General features: G+C 59.2%; 18 protein-coding genes. 15 read left to right on the forward strand and 3 right to left on the reverse strand.

From position 1 onward, the window contains the following. Positions 1–110 precede the first annotated feature (110 nt). From tsf to lpxB, 12 genes are all read left to right on the forward strand, one after another. Positions 111–1,037 carry a translation elongation factor Ts gene (gene tsf, locus FHX16_RS19060; protein WP_037127686.1) on the forward strand — a complete coding sequence of 309 codons (927 nt, stop codon included), beginning with the start codon at positions 111–113 and terminating at the stop codon, positions 1,035–1,037. A 93-nt stretch (positions 1,038–1,130) separates the two neighbouring features. After that, on the forward strand, positions 1,131–1,853 hold the full coding sequence (pyrH, locus tag FHX16_RS19065; protein ID WP_016553824.1) for a UMP kinase: 723 nt from the start codon (positions 1,131–1,133) through the stop codon (positions 1,851–1,853). A gap of 51 nt (positions 1,854–1,904) precedes the next feature. After that, positions 1,905–2,465: a ribosome recycling factor gene (frr, locus tag FHX16_RS19070; protein ID WP_016553825.1), complete on the forward strand. Its 561-nt coding sequence runs from the start codon at positions 1,905–1,907 to the stop codon at positions 2,463–2,465. Between the two features lie 42 nt (positions 2,466–2,507). Next, positions 2,508–3,254 carry an isoprenyl transferase gene (locus FHX16_RS19075; RefSeq protein WP_183864177.1) on the forward strand — a complete coding sequence of 249 codons (747 nt, stop codon included), beginning with the start codon at positions 2,508–2,510 and terminating at the stop codon, positions 3,252–3,254. After that, on the forward strand, positions 3,254–4,087 hold the full coding sequence (locus FHX16_RS19080) for a phosphatidate cytidylyltransferase (protein WP_183864178.1): 834 nt from the start codon (positions 3,254–3,256) through the stop codon (positions 4,085–4,087). Before FHX16_RS19075 ends, FHX16_RS19080 begins: the two co-directional genes overlap by 1 nt. Positions 4,088–4,115: 28 nt before the next feature. Then, positions 4,116–5,249, forward strand: coding sequence for an RIP metalloprotease RseP (gene rseP, locus FHX16_RS19085; RefSeq protein WP_183864179.1), 1,134 nt, complete (start codon positions 4,116–4,118; stop codon positions 5,247–5,249). Between the two features lie 195 nt (positions 5,250–5,444). Further along, the gene (gene bamA, locus FHX16_RS19090) at positions 5,445–7,781 is read left to right on the forward strand and encodes an outer membrane protein assembly factor BamA (RefSeq protein WP_183864225.1); all 2,337 of its coding nucleotides are present in this window, start codon (positions 5,445–5,447) and stop codon (positions 7,779–7,781) included. 50 nt (positions 7,782–7,831) lie between these two features. Beyond that, positions 7,832–8,893, forward strand: a complete 1,062-nt coding sequence (gene lpxD / locus FHX16_RS19095; RefSeq protein ID WP_183864180.1) for a UDP-3-O-(3-hydroxymyristoyl)glucosamine N-acyltransferase — start codon at positions 7,832–7,834, stop codon at positions 8,891–8,893. Further along, on the forward strand, positions 8,886–9,353 hold the full coding sequence (gene fabZ / locus FHX16_RS19100) for a 3-hydroxyacyl-ACP dehydratase FabZ (RefSeq protein WP_183756936.1): 468 nt from the start codon (positions 8,886–8,888) through the stop codon (positions 9,351–9,353). The genes lpxD and fabZ overlap by 8 nt, the downstream gene beginning before the upstream one ends. Next, on the forward strand, positions 9,350–10,168 hold the full coding sequence (gene lpxA / locus FHX16_RS19105) for an acyl-ACP--UDP-N-acetylglucosamine O-acyltransferase (protein WP_183864181.1): 819 nt from the start codon (positions 9,350–9,352) through the stop codon (positions 10,166–10,168). Before fabZ ends, lpxA begins: the two co-directional genes overlap by 4 nt. Positions 10,169–10,171: 3 nt before the next feature. After that, a complete protein-coding gene (locus FHX16_RS19110; protein WP_183864182.1) occupies positions 10,172–11,053 on the forward strand; it encodes an LpxI family protein in 882 nt (293 codons plus the stop codon). Beyond that, positions 11,050–12,231: a lipid-A-disaccharide synthase gene (lpxB, locus tag FHX16_RS19115; protein ID WP_183864183.1), complete on the forward strand. Its 1,182-nt coding sequence runs from the start codon at positions 11,050–11,052 to the stop codon at positions 12,229–12,231. Before FHX16_RS19110 ends, lpxB begins: the two co-directional genes overlap by 4 nt. 30 nt (positions 12,232–12,261) lie before the next feature. Here lpxB and gltA read toward each other — a convergent pair whose 3' ends face one another. Both gltA and FHX16_RS19125 read right to left on the reverse strand, forming a co-directional pair. Further along, complete coding sequence (gene gltA / locus FHX16_RS19120) at positions 12,262–13,551, reverse strand: citrate synthase (protein WP_016553835.1); 1,290 nt, start codon at positions 13,549–13,551, stop codon at positions 12,262–12,264. 190 nt (positions 13,552–13,741) lie between these two features. Then, entirely contained in the window at positions 13,742–13,963 is a 222-nt protein-coding gene (locus FHX16_RS19125) for a hypothetical protein (protein ID WP_246712713.1), read from the reverse strand. Positions 13,964–14,054: 91 nt separating this feature from the next. Here FHX16_RS19125 and FHX16_RS19130 point away from each other — a divergent pair, with 91 nt between their 5' ends. Then, positions 14,055–16,298, forward strand: coding sequence for a ComEC/Rec2 family competence protein (locus FHX16_RS19130; protein ID WP_259129705.1), 2,244 nt, complete (start codon positions 14,055–14,057; stop codon positions 16,296–16,298). Here FHX16_RS19130 and lexA read toward each other — a convergent pair. Then, complete coding sequence (gene lexA, locus FHX16_RS19135; RefSeq protein ID WP_016553836.1) at positions 16,279–16,995, reverse strand: transcriptional repressor LexA; 717 nt, start codon at positions 16,993–16,995, stop codon at positions 16,279–16,281. The genes FHX16_RS19130 and lexA overlap by 20 nt on opposite strands. A 200-nt stretch (positions 16,996–17,195) precedes the next feature. Here lexA and FHX16_RS19140 point away from each other — a divergent pair, with 200 nt between their 5' ends. Next, positions 17,196–18,080: a VOC family protein gene (locus FHX16_RS19140; protein ID WP_259129710.1), complete on the forward strand. Its 885-nt coding sequence runs from the start codon at positions 17,196–17,198 to the stop codon at positions 18,078–18,080. Continuing rightward, on the forward strand, positions 18,077–18,919 hold the full coding sequence (gene kdsA, locus FHX16_RS19145) for a 3-deoxy-8-phosphooctulonate synthase (protein WP_183864186.1): 843 nt from the start codon (positions 18,077–18,079) through the stop codon (positions 18,917–18,919). The genes FHX16_RS19140 and kdsA overlap by 4 nt, the downstream gene beginning before the upstream one ends. The last annotated feature ends 105 nt before the right edge of the window (positions 18,920–19,024 follow it).

Genomic DNA, 19,024 nt, shown 5'->3' on the forward strand with positions numbered 1-19,024 from the left:
TTATGACGCGTCATTCATCACGCTGTCATACATACAGGTACATTTCGTGCCTCAATCCGGTGCCGCACCGCCTTTCGCGGGCCACCGTTTGAACCGACAAGAGGAAGCTTATGACCGAGATTACGGCTGCACTGGTGAAGGAACTGCGCGAGAAGTCCGGCGCAGGCATGATGGACTGCAAGAAGGCGCTGCTGGAAAACAACGGCGACATCGAAGCGTCGATCGACTGGCTCCGCGCAAAGGGCATCTCGAAGGCCGACAAGAAGGCTGGTCGCGCTGCTGCTGAAGGCCTGGTTGCCATCGCTGGCGCCGGCCACAAGGCTGTTGTCGTCGAGCTGAACTCGGAAACCGACTTCGTTGCCCGTAACGACGCGTTCCAGGACCTCGTTCGTGGCATCGCCAACGTTGCTCTGTCCACCGACGGCACGGTTGAAGCCATTGCCGCTGCGACCTACCCGGCATCCGGCAAGCCGGTCGCCGACACCATCAAGGACGCGATCGCGACCATCGGCGAAAACATGACGCTCCGTCGCGCTGCCAAGCTCGAAGTCGAGCACGGCGTTGTTGCGACCTACATCCACAACGCTGCTGGCGACGGCATCGGCAAGCTCGGCGTTCTCGTCGCGCTGAAGTCGGAAGGCGACAAGGCTGTCCTGACCTCGATCGGCCGCCAGGTTGCCATGCACATCGCTGCGACCAACCCGCTCGCAATCCGCGCCGAAGAAGTCGACGCTGCCGTTGCCGAGCGCGAACGCAACGTCTTCATCGAGCAGGCCCGCGAATCCGGCAAGCCGGAAGCCATCATCGAAAAGATGGTCGAAGGCCGCATGCGCAAGTTCTTCGAAGAAGTCGCTCTGCTCTCGCAGGCTTTCGTCATCAACCCCGACCTGACGGTCGGCGCTGCTGTCAAGGAAGCTGAAAAGGAAGCCGGCGCCAAGATCGAAGTCGTCGGCATGGCGCGTCTTCTCCTCGGCGAAGGCGTCGAGAAGGAAGAGAGCGACTTCGCTGCTGAAGTTGCCGCGGTCGCCAAGGGCTGATCGACCTATACATGTGAAAACCGAAGGGCATCGCGTGACAACGCGGTGCCCTTCGTGTATCCGGCACACAGCGGTAAAATACGAGGAGCCACGATGTCGTCAGAGCCTGTCTACAAACGCGTTCTACTCAAGGCTTCCGGCGAAGCCCTCATGGGCAGCCAGGGATTTGGAATTGATGTAGCGGTCGCAGACCGCATCGCGGCTGACATAGCCGAAGCGCGGCAGATGGGTGTGGAAGTCGGCGTCGTCGTCGGCGGCGGCAACATCTTCCGCGGTGTCGCAGTTGCCTCTAAGGGAGGCGATCGCGTTACAGGCGACCACATGGGGATGCTCGCTACCGTGATCAACGCGCTGGCGTTGGCAACGTCGCTGCGCAAGCTGAACATCGATACCGTGGTGCTCTCAGCCATTGCCATGCCCGAAATCTGCGAGAGCTTCTCGCAGCGTGCAACCCTTTATCATTTGTCGCTCGGTCGCGTCGTGATCTTCGCTGGCGGCACAGGCAACCCGTTCTTCACGACGGACTCGGCAGCAGCACTGCGCGCCGCCGAAATGGGCGCGGAAGCGATCTTCAAGGGAACACAGGTCGATGGTATCTATTCGGCTGACCCGAAAAAGGATCCTGAGGCGACACGTTTCAACCATCTGACGCACAAGGAAGTCCTCGACAAGGGACTTGCCGTCATGGACGTTGCAGCCGTCGCTCTGGCGCGCGAGAATTCAATTCCAATCATCGTTTTCTCGATCCACGAGAAGGGTGGTTTTGCTGAAATCCTCAAGGGCGGTGGCCTCAAGACCGTCGTCTCTGATAACTGATTGAGTGGGCGGCTCGTTTGCCGCAGCTTCTACCAAGACGGGAGCAATGAAATGAGTGAAGGCATCGACATCAAGGAACTCAAGCGCCGCATGGATGGTGCGATTTCCGCGTTCAAGCACGATATCGCATCGCTGCGCACCGGCCGCGCCTCGGCCAACATTCTCGACCCCGTCATGGTCGAGGCCTATGGTTCGCGCGTGCCGCTGAATCAGGTGGCAAACGTGACCGTCCCAGAGCCGCGTATGCTTGGCATCTCCGTCTGGGACAAGTCGATGGTCAACGCCGTGGATCGCGCGATCCGCGAGGCCAACCTCGGACTCAATCCGATCATCGATGGCCAGAACCTGCGCATCCCGCTGCCGGAACTGAACGAAGAGCGCCGCAAGTCGCTGGTGAAGGTCGCCCACGACTATGCCGAGAAGAGCAAGGTTGCGATTCGCCACGTGCGGCGCGATGGCATGGACGGCCTTAAGAAAGCCGAAAAGGACGGTGTGATTGGCCAGGATGAAAGCCGGGCGCAGTCAGATCGTGTGCAGAAGATGACCGACGAGACGATTTCTGAGGTCGACCGCTTGCTTGGCGACAAGGAAAAGGAAATCATGCAGGTTTAGGCGCGCTGCGGCTGCGCCTTGGCTGCAAGAACCGGACGGGAAATGTCGGAACGAACATTTTTGACTGTGCCAGAACACGTTGCCATCATCATGGATGGCAACGGCCGATGGGCAAAGCAGCGCGGACTTCCGCGAACGATGGGACATCGAAAGGGCGTGGACGCCGTGCGCGAGACGGTTCGTGCCGCCGGCGACGTGGGGATCAAATACCTTACTCTCTTCGCCTTTTCCTCGGAAAACTGGCGCCGCCCGGAAACGGAAGTGTCCGATCTGCTCGGCCTGCTGAAGGCCTTCATTCGCCGCGACCTAGCTGAGCTTCATCGCCAAAACGTGCGCGTAAAGGTGATCGGCGACCGATACAGCCTGAAGAGCGATATCCTCAATCTTCTCGTGGACGCCGAAGAGACGACGAAGTCGAACACCGCGCTCACACTCATTATCGCTTTCAATTATGGGTCGCGCGACGAGATTGCTCGCGCAATGGCAAGTCTTGCGCATGACGTTGAGGCGGGGCGATTGAGGGCCCAGGACATTTCTCCCGCGTTGATCAACGCGCGGCTCGACACGGCTGGTATCCCGGATCCCGATCTGATCATTCGCACGAGCGGCGAAGAGCGCCTTTCCAACTTCCTCCTTTGGCAGGCCGCTTATTCGGAGTTCATTTTCGTTCCGGAATATTGGCCGGACTTCAGCCGGGATATCTTCTATTCAGCACTGGAGACCTTCGCGTCACGCGACCGTCGCTTCGGCGGACTGGTGGCGCAGACTGCTGCGGCAGTGGGCACCTGATGCAGCAGGAGCTGAAGCTACGCATCGTCTCCGGCGTGATACTTGCCGTTCTCGTGCTGCTGGCCACCTGGTATGGTGGCGTCGCCTTTAGCTTGCTGTCCGCATTGATCGGACTGCTTATCTATTATGAATGGTCGACGATCACGAGGCTCGCGACGGAGCAGCCAGTTGCCAACGCCATCGGTTGGTTAGGGCAGGCGGCGATCGCGGTGGCCGTCGTCGCGGGTACGCTCGGATATTCACTGATTCTCCTTGCGTTGTTCTTTCTGATTGCTGTCGGCTTCGTGTTTGTGTCCGGCGTATCGCGCTGGTTTCCTACAGGCATCGTGTATGCCGGCCTTACGGGAATTGCCCTCTCGAGCATCCGCGGTGCCGATAGCGTCGGGCTTTTCGCGATGCTCTTCGTATTCGCAGTGGTGTGGTCGACCGACATTCTTGCCTATTTCGTCGGGCGCGCCATCGGTGGTCCGAAGCTGGCGCCGAAGATATCCCCCGGAAAGACATGGTCCGGCGCCATCGGCGGCGCCGTCTCCGCTGTGATCGCCGGCAGCCTGGTTGCCTATTTTGCCTTTCCGCAAAGCGTCGTCCTCGCAGCGTCGGTCGCCTTCATTCTGTCGGTCTGCAGCCAGAGTGGCGATCTTTTCGAATCCTTCATCAAGCGCCGCTTCGGCGTCAAGGATTCGAGCCATCTGATCCCTGGGCACGGCGGCGTCATGGATCGCGTCGATGGGCTCATTTTCGCCTGCTTTGCGGCGTTCTTGCTAGCTGGGCTTTTTTCGCTGATAAAGGGCGGCGAAATAACGTCGCTCGGTGCAGCCCTGTTCGGCGTATAATGTCTGCAAAGGCTGGCGGAAAAATCAGATGCTTGGCTTGACCGGTATACTCGCGTTCCTGACGGGCTACATCGTGCCCTTCGTCCTCGTATTGTCGTTGCTCGTCTTCGTGCACGAGATGGGACACTATCTTGTCGGGCGCTGGAGCGGCATCCGGATATTGGCGTTCTCGATTGGCTTCGGCCCGGAATTGATCGGCTTCACCGACAGGCATGGAACGCGCTGGAAGCTCTCCCTGATACCGCTCGGCGGCTACGTGCGGTTCTTCGGCGATGAGGACGTGTCGAGCAAGCCCGATGACGACAAGCTGGCGGGAATGTCGGAAGAAGACAGAGCACGGTCTTTCGCCGGCGCCAAGTTGTGGAAGCGGGCAGCGACGGTTGCCGCCGGCCCGATTGCGAACTTCATCCTGGCGATTGCGATTTTCGCGGTTCTTTTTTCGATCTACGGCCGGTCGGTTGCCGATCCCGTCGTTGCAGAGGTTAAGGCCGGCAGTGCCGCTGCCGAAGCTGGTGTGGTGCCAGGTGACCTCTTGATCGCAATCGATGGCACGAAGGTCGAAACCTTCGATGATGTTCGGCGCTACGTCAGCATTCGGCCCGAGCAGCGGATTGTCGTGACGATCGAGCGCAACGGCGAGAAGCTGGATGTGCCGATGGTGCCGGCCCGGACCGACATGACCGATCAATTCGGCAATAAGATCGAGATCGGCCTGATCGGTATCGTCACCAACCAGGAGGTCGGCCACTTCCGGGTGCAGACCTACTCGCCGCTGGAGGCCGTCAAGGAGGGCACGATCCAGACCTGGCACATCGTAACCGGCACCTTCAAGTATATCGGCAATCTCATTTCGGGTTACATGAAGCCTGACCAACTCGGCGGACCCATCCGCGTCGCCCAGGCTTCCGGCCAGATGGCGACCTTGGGCGTTGCAGCTTTGCTGCAGCTCGCCGCTGTCTTGTCGGTTTCCATCGGATTACTGAACTTGATGCCGGTTCCGGTACTTGATGGTGGTCATTTGATGTTCTATGCGATTGAAGCGGTGAGGGGAAAACCGTTGGGTTCGTCTGCCCAGGACATTGCGTTCCGCATTGGCTTGGCGATGGTTTTGAGCTTGATGGTTTTTGCCACCTGGAACGATATAAGCGCTTTGATTGGTTGATTGCCGGACGAGGGAAAATTACCGTTTATTTACGATGTTTCAAAGGTGTAGTGGCGAATGCGTCACGCTTTGAAATGAAGTAAACAGAAATTAACTTGCTCCCTTGCTTGTATGACAAAAGCGGGTAAAACGACACACGTGGCCGGAATCGGGGGACGCCTGACGCCGGGGACGAGAAAAAAGGTAATGGGTGAAATGAAGGCTGGTTCAAGATTTTTGAACGCAGTATCGGCGGTTGCGCTGTCTGCAGGTATTGTTGCTTCGGGGGCAGGTGCAACGGTTTTCGTCTCGGCAACGACGGCAGAAGCTGCAGTTATTCAGCGTGTGGATGTGCGTGGCGCCAGCCGTGTTGGTGCTGAGGCCGTTCGCTCAAACCTCACCATCCAGCCCGGCAAGAGCTTCTCTAATACCGATATCGATGACTCGGTGAAGCAACTCTACGACACCGGCTATTTCTCCGACGTCAAGATTTCGGTCTCGGGTAGCACGCTCGTCGTTACCGTCGAGGAAGCTCAGCTCGTCAATCAGGTCGTCTTCAACGGCAACCGCAAGATCAAGGACGACAAGCTTGCGGCTGTCGTAAAGACGCATGCCGCTGGCCCTTACAATGAGGCGCAGATTCAGTCGGATATTCAGGCGATCAAGGACGCGTATGCCGCGACGGGTCGAAGTGAAGTTCAGGTAACCACGCAGGTCGTTCCCCTCGGCGAAGGACGCGTGAACTTGGCTTTCGTCGTCGACGAAGGTGACCGCACCAAGATTGCTGCCATCAATTTCGTAGGCAACAACGCCTACAGCTCCGGCCGTCTCTCCTCGGTCATCGCGACCAAGCGCTCGAACTTTCTGTCTTTCCTGACCCGCAAGGACGTTTACAGCGAAGACAAGCTTCATGCGGACGAAGAGGCGCTGCGCCAGTTCTACTACAACCGCGGCTACGCAGACTTCCGTATCATATCTTCCGACGCGGCTTTCGACGAGGCAACGAACAAGTACACGCTGACCTTCAATATTGAAGAAGGCCCTCGGTATGATTTCGGTGCTGTATCCGTGCAGTCGACGGTCCCGGGTATCGATTCCAATCAGCTTCAGGGGCTCGTCCGGACACACGAAGGTCAGGTCTACAGCGCCAAGGAAGTGCAGAAGTCCATGGAGGCGATCTCCGATCAGGTCGCTTCCGCCGGCTATCCGTTTGCCCGCGTTACGCCGCGCGGTAACCGTGATCTGGGCAACAACACGATCGGTGTCGAATACCTGGTTGACCAGGGTGAGCGCGCATACGTCGAGCGCATCGAAATTCGCGGTAACAGCCGTACGCGTGACTTCGTCATCCGTCGTGAGTTCGACATGAGCGAAGGCGACGCCTTCAATCAGCAGATGATCACCAGGGCCAAGCGCCGTCTCGAAGCTCTCGGCTATTTCTCGTCGGTTAACATCTCGACGCAGCCGGGCAGCTCGCCGGATCGCGTTGTCGTCGTCGTTGACGTCCAGGACCAGGCGACCGGCTCGTTCGGCATCGGCGCAGGTTACGCTGCCGGCGGTGATGGCCTTCTTCTCGAAGCCTCAGTTGAGGAAAAGAACTTCCTCGGTCGTGGTCAGTACATCAAGGTTAGTGCCGGTGGCGGTCAGGAAGGTTCGCAGACTTACGGCCTGAACTTCACCGAGCCGTACTTCCTGGGCTATCGTTTGGCGGTTGGTTTCGACCTCAACCACAGCGAGACGTCGAGCAACGATAACTACGACTACGAGGAAAACAGCGGTGTTCTGCGTGCGACAGCTCCGATCACGGAAGACCTCGCGACGACGTTCCGCTACAACTACAAGCAGATGAAGTACGACCCGTCGGGTTCGCTGAGTAACTTGTCTGCGCCGTACCAGAACCTCGTTGAAAATAGCCCGTGGGTGAAGTCGTCTGTTTCGCAGACGCTGACCTACAACACTCTTGACGACATGACGCTGCCTCGCGAAGGCATCTATGCAAGCGTTACGCAGGAAATTGCCGGCCTGGGCGGCGACTCGCAGTTCTACAAACTCTACGGTAAGGCACGCTATTTCCACCTGCTCGCTGACGATGCCGACATCATCGGGTCGCTTACCGGCTCGGCGGGCTATGTTGTCGGCTTTGACAAGAACCTGAACGTCTTTGACCAGTTCACGCTGACCAACGGCGATATCAGAGGCTTTGAAAACAAGGGTATCGGCCCGCGTATCGCCGGCTCCAACGACGACCCGCTTGGTGGCACGACCTACTTTACCGTGTCGGCTGAAGCGACATTCCCGCTGCCGTTGGTCCCGCGTGACTTCGGCTTGCGTGGCGCCTTGTTTGCCGATGCCGGTACACTGTTCGGCAATGATGTCGACCCGCTTGGTGATACCGTCAACGGCGAAGATGCATCGCTGCGCGCGTCCGTTGGCGTTGGTCTCATGTGGGCGTCGCCATTTGGTACGCTGCGCGTCGACTACGCTATTCCGGTCGCCAAGGAAGACTTCGACAAGACGCAGCACTTCAAGTTTGGCATAAACAACCAATTCTGATATCGGCAGTCCGGAACCGTAAAACCGAATTCCGTTCTGGAGATTTGCCGATGGAGCAAAATGGCTTTTTTCTGCCCCATGATGGCGTGAAACTCTCGGAGTTGGCGCAGTATCTTGGGGCAGAGCTTGCTGACCCCAAGGACGCAGATGTTGTGATACGCTCCGTTTCGCCCGTAAGCCGGGCGAAGGCGGGTGACATCTGTTATATCATGTCGAAGAGGAGCAAGGACGAGCTCGCGACGTGCGCGGCATCCGCTGTGCTTTGCACCGCCGGCTTGCGATCGTTGGTACCCGATCATCTGCCTGTCCTGATTTCGAAGAATGCCCATGCTGCCTTTGCTATGGCGGGTGGCTATCTCTACCCGAAGGCACTTCGGCCGGAGGCGCTGTTGTCCGAAGGCTCCGGCATCTCGGATCGTGCAGTTGTCGACAAGACGGCGCGTCTGGAAGGCGAGGTCTCGGTCGAGCCTTTCGCGGTCATCGGCGCACATGCCGAAATCGGAGAGGGCACGCACATCGGAGCCGGCGCGATCATCGGGCCAAACGTCAAGATCGGCCGCAATTGCACGATCGCCGCCGGCGCAAGCGTGCTTTGCGCGCTCTTGGGCAACGGCGTGATCATTCACAATGGCGCGCGCATTGGCCAGGATGGCTTCGGCTATGCTCCGGGCCCACGCGGGATGATCAAGATCGTTCAGGTCGGCCGCGTCATCATTCAGGATCATGTGGAGATCGGCGCCAATACCACGATTGATCGCGGTGCCATGGATGATACCGTCATCGGCGAAGGCACGAAGATCGATAATCAGGTCCAGATTGGTCACAACTGCCGAATTGGGCGTCATTGCGCCATCGTTTCGCAGGTCGGCATCGCTGGTAGCACGGTTCTCGGTGATGGCGTGCAGATCGGCGGGCAGGCCGGACTGAACGGGCATATCAAGATCGGTGACGGAGTGCAGATCGCCGCGAAGAGCGGTGTGGTCGGCGACATACCTGCCGGCGAACGTTACGGTGGTGTGCCGGCGCGTCCCATCAACGATTTTCTGCGAGAGACCGCAGCGATTTTGGCCCGGTCGACCGGCAGCAAGAAAACGGGAGAAAAGAATGACTGAAGAAGCAAAGACTTCGCTCTCTTCGGCAGACATCATGGAGATCATGAAGCTGCTGCCGCATCGTTATCCGTTCCTGCTGGTGGATAGGATCATCGATATCGACGGTGACGAGTCCGCGATCGGCATCAAGAACGTGACCGCAAACGAACCGCATTTTACCGGTCACTTTCCGGAGTCTCCGATCATGCCGGGTGTCCTGCTCATCGAGGGTATGGCACAGACAGCCGGTGCGATCTGCGCCAAGAAGCAGGGGGAGACCGGGAACCTGGTCTACTTCATGACGATTGACAACGCGCGCTTCCGCAAGCCGGTCGTTCCCGGCGACCGCGTCGAATATCACGTGAAGAAACAGAAGCAGCGCGGTAATATCTGGAAGTTCCACTGCGATGCGAAGGTTGATGGCGCGCTCGTCGCCGAAGCCGACATCGGGGCGATGATCGTTCGCAAGGATCAGGCATGAGCAGGATAGCAGCCAGCGCCAAGATTCACGCCATGGCGGTCGTCGAAGACGGCGCTGTGATCGGCGAGAACGTCAAGATCGGTCCCTTTTGTTACGTTGGACCGAATGTCACGCTGGGTGATAGCGTAGAGTTGCTTGCGCATTCCGTCGTATCGGGCCGCACGACGCTCGGCAGCGGGTGCCGCATTTTCCCAATGGCCGTGATCGGCGGGGATCCTCAGAGCGTTCATCACGGTGGCGAAGAGACGACCTTGACGGTCGGCGACAACTGCACCTTCCGCGAAGGTGTCACGGTCAACACGGGTACCGCTGATTTCGGTAGCCAGACGATTGTGGGCAACAACAACCTGTTCCTGGCGAATTCGCATATCGCCCATGATTGCCGGGTTGGAAGCAACGTCATCATGTCCAACAACGTCATGCTTGCCGGCCACGTAACGATCGAGGATCGCGTCATTCTCGGTGGTGGCTGCGCCGTGCATCAGTTCACGCGCGTCGGTCGACAGGCATTTGTAGGTGGGCTGTCCGCGGTTAGCTACGACGTCATCCCTTATGGGATGCTGAATGGCAATCCGGGCCTTTTGAGCGGCTTGAATGTCGTCGGTATGACCCGCGCCGGCATTGATCGCGCGACGATTCACACAGTGCGCCGGGCCTATAAGGCGATCTTCGAAGGCGATAATTCGATCCGAGACAATGCCGCCGCACTCCGCGACGAGTATGCTGGTTGCGAGCAAGTCATTCAAATTCTTGATTTCATCGCTGCCGAAAGCGACCGCGCTCTTTCATCTCCGACCAGGGGACAGAAAGGGTGATGCTTGGCTCTCGCGGGTGACATGGCAAAAGGCCGCTTGGCAATCATCGCAGGCAGCGGTCTTCTGCCGTCCTATGTTGCTACGGCCGCGCGCCAGGCAGGTGAAGATCCCTTCATTATCGCGCTGAAAGATGAAGCGGACCGCTCCTGGGATGGCTTTGATCACGCGGTGATCGGCGTCGGTGACTTCGCTGCTCTCAGTCGGATATTCGCGAGCAACGGCGTAGATCGAGTCGTCATGTCGGGAGGCGTGCGCCGGCGTCCGGAGTGGCGTGAGGTCCGCCCGACGCTGAAAACGATCGTGAAATTGCCGTCGACGGTCCGCACGCTGCTCGCTGGTGGCGACGATGCCGTATTGCGCATGGTCATTACCTTGATCGAGGGGAACGGACGCCGCGTCGTCGGCGCGCATGAGATCGCACCACACCTCCTTGCGACCGTCGGTCCGTTGGGCGCAGTGCGACCGGGACCTGATGATCGAAGAGATATCGCGCGCGCCGCGGAAGCGGCCGATGCGCTTGGCAGGCTGGATGTCGGGCAAGGGGCGGTTTCAGTTGGCGGCCGCATTGTTGCGCTCGAGGGCGTCGAAGGCACGGACAGCATGCTGGACCGTGTCGCTGACCTGCGATCAGCCGGGCGCATTTCTGCGCGTCGCCGCGGCGTACTGGTCAAACTCTGCAAACCTCAGCAAGATATCCGCGCGGATCTGCCATCGATCGGCATTTCGACGATCGAGAACCTGAAAAGGGCGGGCCTGGCGGGCGTTGCTGTCGAGGCGGGTCGCTCGCTCATCCTGGAGCGTGACGCTGTCATCAAGGCTGCGGATGAGGCCGGTATTTTCGTGTGCGGACTGGATAGAGGTTTGCCATCCTGGGGGCTAGCGTGAGCGATGCGTCGCTAAAAGTTGCCATCGTTGTTGGAGAGGTCTCGGGTGACCTTCTGGGGGCGGATCTGATCGCCGCCCTGAAACGACAGTTTCCGGGCGGTGTAGATCTCGTCGGCGTTGGCGGCGAGGGGCTCGAGACGCAGGGCCTGCGCTCGCTTTTCGATTTCTCTGAACTGCAGGTGATGGGCATCACGCAAGTACTGTCGACGTTGCCAAGGCTCGTCCGGCGTATTGGCGAGACGGCGTCGGCAATCATCGCGGCAAAACCCGACGTGCTCGTTATCGTCGACAGTCCGGATTTCACGCATAGGGTTGCAAAGCGGGTCCGCAGGGCGCTGCCCGGCTTGCCTGTTGTCAATTATGTTTGCCCGAGTGTTTGGGCATGGAAGGAATATCGCGCACAGCGCATGCTCGCCTATGTCGATCATGTGCTCGCTGTCTTGCCGTTCGAGCCTGAGGTGATGCGCAAACTGGGCGGGCCGCCGACGACCTATGTTGGCCACCGTTTGACGGCCGACCCAAACCTGTTGGACGCCCGACGCCGGCGTGCGCAGACCAAGCCACGGACACGGGCCGACCGCAAGACAGTGATGTTGCTGCCAGGCTCGCGCTCAAGCGAGATTACCAAGCTGCTGCCCCACTTTGGCGACGCCGTCACCGAGTTGGTGGCGCGCAACGGCGAGATGCGTTTCGTCTTGCCGACGATGCCGCGCCGCGAGGCCATGATCCGTGAGTTCGTCAAGGAGTGGACGACCAAGCCGGAGATCGTGGCCGGCGCCGAGGCGAAGTGGCAGGCGTTCACCGAAGCGGATGCCGCCATGGCGGCATCTGGGACCGTCGTGCTTGAGCTGGCGCTGACCGGCGTCCCGTGTGTTTCGGCGTACAAGACGGACTGGATCATCAAGCTCATGACCAGCCAGATCAAAACCTGGAGCGCGGCCCTTCCGAACCTGATCGCCGACTACGCCGTTGTGCCCGAGTATATCAACGACGTGGTGCGAGGCGGCAGCTTTGCGCGCTGGATGGAGAAGCTGTCGGTGGACACCTTGCCACGGCAGGCGATGATGGAAGGGTTTGACGTTCTCTGGCAGAGAATGCAGACCGAAAAGCCGCCGGGGGAACATGCGGCCGAAATCGTCCTCGATGTCCTTCAAAAGAAAAAGCCCGGCCATTCCTGACCGGGCTTCTTTGCTATCTGTGATCGCTGATTAGCGCTTGGAAACAGGCACGTAATCGCGTTGCGGCTCACCGACATAGAGCTGACGCGGGCGACCGATGCGCTGTTCCGGATCCTCGATCATTTCGTTCCACTGGGCAATCCAGCCGACCGTACGGGCGAGAGCAAACAGCACGGTGAACATGGTCGTGGGAAAGCCCAGAGCCTTCAGCGTGATGCCGGAGTAGAAGTCGATGTTCGGATAGAGCTTCTTCTCGATGAAGTACTCGTCAGTCAGTGCAATGCGCTCGAGTTCCATCGCCACTTCGAGCAGCGGATCGTCCTTGACGCCCAGCTCGCCGAGAACTTCATGCGTCGTCTTCTGCATGATCTTGGCGCGCGGATCGTAGTTCTTGTAAACGCGGTGACCGAAGCCCATCAGGCGGAACGGATCGTTCTTATCCTTGGCGCGGGCGATGTATTCCGGAATGCGGTCAACGGTGCCGATTTCGGTCAACATGTTCAGCGCTGCTTCGTTGGCGCCGCCGTGAGCCGGGCCCCAGAGGCATGCAATGCCGGCTGCGATGCAGGCAAACGGGTTCGCGCCCGACGAGCCGGCAAGGCGGACGGTCGAGGTCGAGGCGTTCTGCTCGTGGTCGGCGTGCAGGATGAAGATGCGGTCCATTGCTCGCGAGAGCACCGGATTAACGACATATTCCTCACAGGGAACTGCAAAGCACATGCGCAGGAAGTTCGAGGCGTAGTCGAGATCGTTCTTCGGGTAAACGAAGGGCTGGCCGATGTGATACTTGTAGGCCATGGCGGCGAGTGTCGGCATCTTGGCGATCATGCGCAGGCTTGCCACCATGCGCTGATGCGGATCCGTGATGTCGGTCGAGTCATGGTAGAAGGCGGACAGCGCGCCGACACAGCCGCACATGACAGCCATCGGATGCGCATCGCGGCGGAAGCCCGTAAAGAACCGGCTCATCTGTTCATGCACCATCGTGTGATGCGTGACGCGATAGTCGAAATCCTTCTTCTGGGCAGCGGTCGGCAGTTCGCCGTAGAGAAGCAGATAGCAGACTTCGAGGAAGTCGCCGTGCTCGGCAAGCTGTTCGATCGGATAGCCGCGATGCAATAGCACACCGGCGTCGCCGTCGATGTAGGTGATTTTCGATTCACAGGATGCGGTCGAGGTGAAACCAGGATCGTAAGTGAAGGAAGCCGTGTTCTTGTAGAGGGCGCCGATATCGATGACATCAGGACCGATCGTGCCGCTCTTGACGGCGAGATCGACTGATTTGTCACCGATTTTCAGTGTTGCGCTTTGTTCCGTCATTCTGATCCTCCAAACTGGCGGGTGGCGCCATAAAAGCGCCATAGGGTTAAGCGTCGTCGATGATTGCTATATGATCGCGCGCCTAATGCCAAGTTACCGTGATGCCATTTTGTGCATCGCAGTATCAACTTTTGGGCACTGCTGCGATGAGCCCTGCGCATAGCAGAAGCCGATGATAATCCTTGGCTTTTCAGCGTTCAGATTTTCCTTCAGATTTCAATCGATTATTATTGCCCGACGCCTCGATAGCTTGCATTGTGGTTGCAAGGGCGGCTGTTTTTTGGCGCAAATGCATGCCGGGGTTGAAGCCATTTGAAGTAACGAAGGCCGTGCCTGCCGCGGATGCTTCCGCGCGTGCAGCGGAGCCGTCTCTCCTGTTGAATCGATCGGCCGCCAAGCTGTTGCCGGCCATGCGCACGCAGTCCTCCATCGCGTGGCCGACACGGATCAAAGCTGCGACACGGGACTGGGCTTCATGGCTCCAAGGTTCCGCGACAGCGGAGATGGAACATGGACGGTTGTTTCTGTTCTCGCCGGTCTTCCTCGGAGCCGGCGCCGTCCTCTGGTTCGAACTCGCAAGTGACCCTCCCACGATGCGCTTGATGGCATGGGTTGTTGTGTTGGCACCTGTTGCAATGGCGGCGGGCCAAGGGCGTCCGTTTGTCCGGAGTTCAGCACTGGCCGGCTTGCTTTGCGTCGCGGGAATGCTTTCGGCCCAATACGAAACGCGGAGCAGGGCGACCGTCATACTGGATACGCCCGTCACCACAACGATCACTGGTCGGGTCGAGCGTCGGGAGGGGGATGGCGCGGGTCGTTGGCGCTATATCCTCTCCATTTCCGGCACTCAGTCGCCTCAGATTAGGCGGCCGCCAGACCGGGTTTCAGTCGTCGCGCGTGGGCAGAAAGAACCGTTCGAAATCGGGGAGTGGTTGACGGGACGGGCACGATTGACCCCGCCTGCGGGACCGGCGCTGCCTGGGCTCAACGACTTCGCCTTCAGCGCCTATTTCGACGAGATTGGCGCGAACGGTTTCTTTTATGGTTCGCCAAGCGTTTCAATGCCGCCAGCGGTCGGCACACCATCGATTTCGGAGCGCGGAGCCAACTGGCTGGATGGTCTTCGAAGCGGAATTGGAGACCGCATCCGTGGAATCCTGCCGGGCGACACCGGCGCCTTTGCGGCGTCGCTTGTCACCGACGAGCGGCGCGCGATCTCGCGGGAAACCACCGACGCGCTGCGACAGGCGGGTCTGGCGCATATCGTGGCAATCTCCGGTCTCAACATGGCGCTCTCCGCGGGTATCTTCTTCGTCGGCCTACGCCAACTGCTGAGCCTGTTTCCATCCGTTACGCAGGCGTACCCGACCAAGAAGATTGCAGCTGCTGGCGCGCTCGTCGCCCTGACAGCCTATTACATGATCTCGGGCTTTGCGGTCTCGGCAGAGCGAGCCTTCATCATGATGGCGATCATGCTGGCCGCTGTATTCTTCGACAGGCCGTCAATCAGTCTGCGCAACATTGCCCTATCGGCTTGGGTGATTCTGCTCTTGTCTCCATCCGAGGCGCTAGGCGCGAGCTTCCAGATGTCATTTGCGGCGACTCTTGCGCTGGTTGCCGGTTATGCGATGTGGTCGAAGCGAGCCGCGCGCGAACATCCCTTGCTGCAAGTCAGGGCAGTGAAGCCCGTAGTTTTTGTCGCACGCTTCTTTGCTGGCATCCTCCTTTCCTCAATGATCGGAGGCTTCTCGACCGCGCTCTTTGCAGTCGAACATTTCCATCGGCTCAGCGCTTATGGATTGCCCGCAAATCTCATGGCCATGCCGGTAATCTCCTTCGTGGTGATGCCTATGGGCATGTTCGCGATGCTGCTGACGCCGTTTGGCCTCGATATCGTTCCCTGGAAAATCGCCGGCTTCGGGCTCGAAATTGTGATCGCCATTGCAAAGATGGTCTCGGGATGGGGCGGCAACGTCGATATCGGCCGATTGCCGGTTTGGTACTTTCCTGTCGCCGTCGCAGGCTTCCTCGTGCTTGCGCTTCTGCGCACCAGACTGCGGTACCTCGGCGCTGTTGCGATCGCGTTGGCAACTCTGCTCGTTGTGCTCGCGCCGTCCAGACCGGCGCCAGATTTCATCATTGCCGAGGATGGCGGTCTCGTCGCGATTGTCGACAATCAGGTTATTGCTTCCAACCGGACGCGCCCACCCGACTTCATTTTCGACCAATGGCGAAGGGCTCTGGTTGCGGAGCAAGCCCGGCCGCCGCTCCTGATAGAGGGTGTCAAACCAGTCCGCCGGCGAGACGGCGACGGCAAGCCTCGGAGGCTCTCGGCCGACGAATTGCATAACGCTCGCAACGCGTTGCGGCAGGTCGTTGCGAGAGGCGTTGAGAACCGTTTCGTCTGCCTGAAAGGCGCTTGGTGCACAGCGGCGCACGACAGCGGCTACGTTCTGACGATCATCGAAGATCCCGCCTACGTCGGCGCTGCCTGCGACACCGCCGACATCGTCGTTACGCCCGCTCGTCTGCGCGCAAACGAATGCCGGTCAGGTGCATTGTTGTTCACGGGCGAAACCTTGCGCCGCTCGGGTGCGGCAGAGATACGAATAGACGAACAGGGAACGCCTGTCGTGACGACGGCCTATACGACACTTGACCGGCCCTGGATGCGGCATCGGGCATACAATTGGCGAAGCGGCACCTTCGACGGAGAGCCGCCTGTCTTTAGTGATAGCGGCGAATGAGGCCGACCAGCTTGCCCTGAACCTTGACGCGATCGGGTCCGAAAATACGCGTTTCATAAGCCGGGTTCGCAGCTTCAAGCGCGATCGAAGCGCCCTTGCGGCGGAAGCGCTTGAGGGTTGCTTCCTCGTCATCGACAAGTGCGACAACAATGTCGCCGGCGTTGGCGGTGCTGCCGTTGCGGATAATCACCGTATCGCCGTCGAAGATGCCGGCCTCGATCATCGAGTCTCCCTTCACCTCGAGCGCATAATGCTCGCCTGGGCCAAGCATGTCGGCCGGAACCGTGATGTCGTGCGTATTGTTCTGGATTGCAGAAATTGGCACGCCTGCAGCGATCCGCCCCATAACAGGTACAGAGGCCGAATTGCCATTGTCCGCATGCGCGGCCGGCTTTGGCGGCGCCACCGGTTGAGGTTTGCCAAGGCTGCCCTCGATCACGCTCGGCGAGAAACCGCGGCGCGGCTGGAGACTGGGATTATATGCCTCTGGCAGCTTGATGACCTCCAAAGCGCGGGCTCGATTCGGCAGTCGGCGAATGAAGCCGCGTTCTTCCAGCGCCGTAATCAGGCGGTGGATGCCCGACTTCGACGCGAGATCGAGAGCGTCCTTCATTTCGTCGAAAGATGGGGGGACACCGGACTCCTTCATTCGTTCGTGAATGAAGAGAAGAAGCTCCTGTTGCTTGCGCGTCAGCATCGAAGTTGAACCCCAGAGTTGTGAAACAAAGCCAGAACAGACACTATATGTTCCATATGTGTTCTGCAAGTACCTAAATTTTCGTAAAACTTGCCTGCAACTTGTTCAGTTTTTGCGTCGCTTTTGAGTGAATGCGGAGAAGGGGGTTGCATTGTTCTCTTGCCCGGCGCACATCTTCGCAAATCCCCGGGGAGTTTGCCATGAGCGAAGCACATCCGCTGGACCACATTGTGCTGCCGGTGTCCAACATCAGGCTTGCGCGCGAGCGCCTCGGAATGCTGGGATTCACCGTCGCGCCAGATGCGCGGCACCCGTTCGGAACAGAGAACGCCTGTATCTTCTTCGCCGACGAAACTTATCTGGAGCCGCTGGGCGTCGCCAGCCTCGAACTGCACGAGGCGTCGGCGAGGAAGGGCAACGTCTTCACCGCGCGTGACCGTGCCTTTCGGTTTCGATGCGGCGAGGATGGACTGTCCGCAGTTGTCTTCGCGACGGGGGACGCCGACCGCGACCACGCTAGATTCCTTGCGGAGAAGATCAACGGCGGTGAGATGCTGCAGTTCGAGCGGCCGATGAAGATGCCCGACGGCTCGGAAGCCATTGCTGCATTCAAACTCGCGTTCGCAGTTGACCTGCGCGCACCTGATTTCTTTTTTTTCACCTGCCAGAGGGTCAATCCGCTGCCTGCCGATCGAAGGGCGCTGCAAGTGCACCCAAATGGCGTGGGCGGGATCGCGGAGATCGTTCTTGGCGCGCCGGACCCAAAGGCGTTTGCGCCATTTGTGCGCGCCGCGGCGCACGGCCTGACGGTGATCAACGAGGCCTTTGGTGTGAGTGTTGCAACGCCCAACGCCAGGATCATCGTTCTGTCCCCCGATGGACTGGATGCCTACTTCGATATTTCTGCACCCTCAGACGATCGCGGCCTGCGCGGCGTTGCCGTTGTTTTCAAGGTCGGTGATCTCGCCGTGACAGAAGCGCATTTGGCTGCTAACGGGATGACCTACACGCGCAAGAACAATCGAATTCTGGTGAAGGCAGCGCCCGGGCAGGGTGCGCTCTTCGCCTTCGAGGAGAAACGATGAGCCAGACAAATTCCGAAGTCGCGGTCGGCGAAGGCGCCGGCCGCGTCACCTTTTCGAATACCGGCAAGCTGTCGCTGATTGCCGGACCGTGTCAGATGGAGAGCCGCGAGCATGCGTTCATGGTCGCCGGTGTATTGAAGGAGCTTTGCGACAAGCTTGGTATCGGCCTTGTCTACAAGTCCTCCTTTGACAAGGCGAACCGGACATCGCTCTCCGCTCAGCGCGGCATCGGCCTTGATAAGGCGCTGGAGGTTTTTTCCGACCTCAAGAAGGAATACGGTTTTCCTGTCCTGACCGACATCCATACCGAGGAGCAGTGCACCGAGGTGGCGACGGTCGTCGACGTCCTGCAGATCCCGGCCTTTCTCAGTCGCCAGACAGACCTGCTGGTCGCAGCCGCCAAAACCGGTCGCACAATCAACGTCAAGAAGGGCCAGTTCCTTGCCCCTTGGGATATGAAGAATGTCTTGAACAAGCTCAATTCCAGCGGCAACCCGAATATCCTGCTTTGCGAGCGCGGCGCTTCCTTCGGCTACAACACGCTGGTCTCCGATATGCGCTCGCTGCCGATCATGGCGGCGATGGGCGCCCCTGTTGTTTTCGACGCCACCCATTCGGTGCAGCAGCCCGGAGGGCAGGGTGGTTCCAGCGGCGGTCAGCGCGAGTTCGTGGAGACGCTGGCGCGCGCGGCCGTTGCCGTCGGTGTGGCAGGTGTGTTCGTCGAAACGCACGAAGATCCTGACAACGCGCCGTCTGACGGTCCGAACATGGTCTATCTCAAGGACATGCCGAGGCTTCTCGAAAAGCTCCTGGCCTTCGACGCGATCGCGAAAAGCTGACGTTCAAAAGACTGACATGTTCGTGTAATAGGCCACGCACGAATATCGCTGCGAAGCATGCGCAAAGCGCCATTGTAATTTGCGCATCTTCGATTAAGACGGATT

It is taken from the genome of Rhizobium sp. BK661 (assembly GCF_024808825.1).
GTDB lineage: Bacteria > Pseudomonadota > Alphaproteobacteria > Rhizobiales > Rhizobiaceae > Rhizobium.

What these genes read in the sequence shown, in the direction of transcription:
- tsf (WP_037127686.1), top strand. Translation starts at nt 111, where the DNA reads ATGACCGAGATTACGGCTGCACTGGTGAAGGAACTGCGCGAGAAGTCC.
- pyrH (WP_016553824.1), top strand. Translation starts at nt 1,131, where the DNA reads ATGTCGTCAGAGCCTGTCTACAAACGCGTTCTACTCAAGGCTTCCGGC.
- frr (WP_016553825.1), top strand. Translation starts at nt 1,905, where the DNA reads ATGAGTGAAGGCATCGACATCAAGGAACTCAAGCGCCGCATGGATGGT.
- FHX16_RS19075 (WP_183864177.1), top strand. Translation starts at nt 2,508, where the DNA reads ATGTCGGAACGAACATTTTTGACTGTGCCAGAACACGTTGCCATCATC.
- FHX16_RS19080 (WP_183864178.1), top strand. Translation starts at nt 3,254, where the DNA reads ATGCAGCAGGAGCTGAAGCTACGCATCGTCTCCGGCGTGATACTTGCC.
- rseP (WP_183864179.1), top strand. Translation starts at nt 4,116, where the DNA reads ATGCTTGGCTTGACCGGTATACTCGCGTTCCTGACGGGCTACATCGTG.
- bamA (WP_183864225.1), top strand. Translation starts at nt 5,445, where the DNA reads ATGAAGGCTGGTTCAAGATTTTTGAACGCAGTATCGGCGGTTGCGCTG.
- lpxD (WP_183864180.1), top strand. Translation starts at nt 7,832, where the DNA reads ATGGAGCAAAATGGCTTTTTTCTGCCCCATGATGGCGTGAAACTCTCG.
- fabZ (WP_183756936.1), top strand. Translation starts at nt 8,886, where the DNA reads ATGACTGAAGAAGCAAAGACTTCGCTCTCTTCGGCAGACATCATGGAG.
- lpxA (WP_183864181.1), top strand. Translation starts at nt 9,350, where the DNA reads ATGAGCAGGATAGCAGCCAGCGCCAAGATTCACGCCATGGCGGTCGTC.
- gltA (WP_016553835.1), bottom strand. Translation starts at nt 13,551, where the DNA reads ATGACGGAACAAAGCGCAACACTGAAAATCGGTGACAAATCAGTCGAT.
- FHX16_RS19125 (WP_246712713.1), bottom strand. Translation starts at nt 13,963, where the DNA reads ATGGCCGGCAACAGCTTGGCGGCCGATCGATTCAACAGGAGAGACGGC.
- FHX16_RS19130 (WP_259129705.1), top strand. Translation starts at nt 14,055, where the DNA reads ATGGAACATGGACGGTTGTTTCTGTTCTCGCCGGTCTTCCTCGGAGCC.
- lexA (WP_016553836.1), bottom strand. Translation starts at nt 16,995, where the DNA reads ATGCTGACGCGCAAGCAACAGGAGCTTCTTCTCTTCATTCACGAACGA.
- FHX16_RS19140 (WP_259129710.1), top strand. Translation starts at nt 17,196, where the DNA reads ATGAGCGAAGCACATCCGCTGGACCACATTGTGCTGCCGGTGTCCAAC.
- kdsA (WP_183864186.1), top strand. Translation starts at nt 18,077, where the DNA reads ATGAGCCAGACAAATTCCGAAGTCGCGGTCGGCGAAGGCGCCGGCCGC.